This is a genomic window from Blautia sp. AF14-40, from assembly GCF_003479665.1.
Lineage (GTDB): Bacteria > Bacillota > Clostridia > Lachnospirales > Lachnospiraceae > Fusicatenibacter > Fusicatenibacter saccharivorans.
Map to the genome: position 1 here is coordinate 1 of NZ_QUHK01000089.1, position 2088 is coordinate 2088.

General features: G+C 39.9%; 2 protein-coding genes and 2 pseudogenes. All 4 read left to right on the forward strand.

The features are described 5' to 3' along the window. Positions 1–282, forward strand: a pseudogene (locus DWW13_RS18320) (VirD4-like conjugal transfer protein, CD1115 family); the annotation flags it as partial. Further along, positions 275–445 (forward strand): hypothetical protein, encoded by a 171-nt coding sequence (locus tag DWW13_RS19150; protein ID WP_164468384.1) that lies wholly within the window; start codon positions 275–277, stop codon positions 443–445. The pseudogene DWW13_RS18320 and the gene DWW13_RS19150, both read left to right, overlap by 8 nt. Positions 446–639: 194 nt before the next feature. Next, complete coding sequence (locus DWW13_RS18325; RefSeq protein ID WP_022788348.1) at positions 640–780, forward strand: Maff2 family mobile element protein; 141 nt, start codon at positions 640–642, stop codon at positions 778–780. Positions 781–1182: 402 nt separating this feature from the next. Beyond that, positions 1183–2088 (forward strand): annotated as a pseudogene (locus DWW13_RS18330) (helicase); the annotation flags it as partial.

The window sequence follows — 2088 nt, forward strand, 5'->3', positions numbered from 1 at the left end:
TATCAGAAGTTAGGCAAGCAGCTTATGACGGAAGATGAAATTGCAGTCATGGACGGCGGGAAATGTATCTTGCAGCTACGAGGGGTGCGCCCGTTCTTCTCTGATAAGTATGATATTACAAAGCATCCCAACTATAAATACCTGTCCGACTATGACAAGAAAAATACCTTTGATATGGAAAAGCATTTAAGGCGCAGACCCGCCCTTGTGAAGCCGGACGAACCCTTTGACTATTACGAAATCAGTGAAGCAGATTTGCAGGAGGACACCGACCATGAATAGACGTATCCGAAAGAAAAAGGATAAGAAAATCACAGAAGCCATAAACGGGCTTATTTTCATTGCCGAGCGACGGGAGCAACAGCGACAGACAGCTATCCGGCAGTTTGTAAAACGGTGTGAAGCCCTGTATGAGCAGCAGCGAAAGGAGGAATTGACGCAGTAACAAAGAAACAGACAACTTACAGAATACGCGCCCCTACTGGAAAATCCATAACGCCCATACTTAAAAACTGAATACCGCCGCGCGGCAGACACATAGGCAGCGCGGGGACTTATGACCGCGGCAGTTACAAAACTGACCGCCGTTTTTTATGCCCTTTTATGGGGCAAGCCGCATTTGCGGCAGAAAGGAGCTTTATGGAATTTTTTAACTCTGCTATCGACGTATTACAGACCCTTGTTATCGCACTGGGCGCAGGCTTAGGCATTTGGGGCGTTATCAACCTCTTAGAGGGATATGGAAACGACAATCCGGGTGCAAATGCTCATGTACGGTAAAGAAGCAAGCAACCGAAAACAAGAGATAGACCGCCAGCACCACACTATTCCGAACAAAAGAACCAAAGACAAGCATTATGGAAATGTGCATAACAGGCTATGGAATCATGGATAACTCTATTCACAGGACATGGAAAGCTAAGGTGCAGCTTTCCCACGTTCTGTAAGAAGAATTTACTGGGCTTGTATTCCTGTCTGCTGAAGATATGGGATAATGGGAAAGGCTACTGACCTTTTTACTATTGCATATACAATATTTTTGTATTCTCTCTCCCACCATAATAGTATCATACAAATTTCATGATTACAAGACTGTTTATATAGGCAAACGTGTGCTAAACTAGCCTAGCAATGTATCAGTGAGAATTTTTCTGTTGTTTTTTATCAAGGAGGGTATTTTTTATGGGAAATAATCAATCAGAAAGAGAGTACGAAGAAATAAGATTAAAGCAAACTATATCTTTAGCCGAGGAACAATTAAAACAAGCAAAAGAAGCAGCAGAAAAAAAGAAATCACAAATTATCGAAGCCAAAAAAGAAGTTCGTGAAAACGCAACACATAGTGTTACAAATCTATACACTTCTGACGGATTTGAGGCACTTGTTGAGTTAAGTCAATATATGAACCCTGTTACAGATAAAATTGTAGATTATGAAGAAGAAGAACACAGAATACTTTTACTGGAAAACATGATAAAATCACCATATTTTGCCCGTATTGATTTTAAATTTGATGATGAGGAAGAATGTGAAAAAATATATATCGGACGTTCCTCTCTACGGAAAAACAGTTATCAGGAGATGTATGTTTATGATTGGCGATCACCGATTGCAAGTATTTTTTACCGCTTTATGAAAGGAGAAGCATTTTATGACGCTCCATGCGGGCGGGTAACAGGTGAACTCAAATTAAAACGTCAGTATGAAATAAAGAATGGAGTGTTAAAGTATTTTTTTGATACAGATGTGCAGATTGTTGATGAATTTTTAAGACAACTATTATCACAGAATACCACCGCCAAAATGAAAGCGATAGTTGAAACAATACAACAAGAACAGGACGCTGTTATCAGAGATATGGAAAACGACCTGTTAATGGTGCAGGGCGTGGCAGGAAGCGGTAAAACTTCCATTGCCCTTCATCGGGCAGCTTATCTTATGTATCAAGGATTACAGACAAAGTTGTCCGCAAATAATATTATGATTATTTCCCCTAATACTATATTTGAGCAATATATTTCTAATGTGTTGCCCGAATTGGGAGAAGATAATGTTATCTCCGTTGTATTTGAGGATATTCTAAAAATG

What these genes read in the sequence shown, in the direction of transcription:
- DWW13_RS18325 (WP_022788348.1), top strand. Translation starts at nt 640, where the DNA reads ATGGAATTTTTTAACTCTGCTATCGACGTATTACAGACCCTTGTTATC.
- DWW13_RS19150 (WP_164468384.1), top strand. Translation starts at nt 275, where the DNA reads ATGAATAGACGTATCCGAAAGAAAAAGGATAAGAAAATCACAGAAGCC.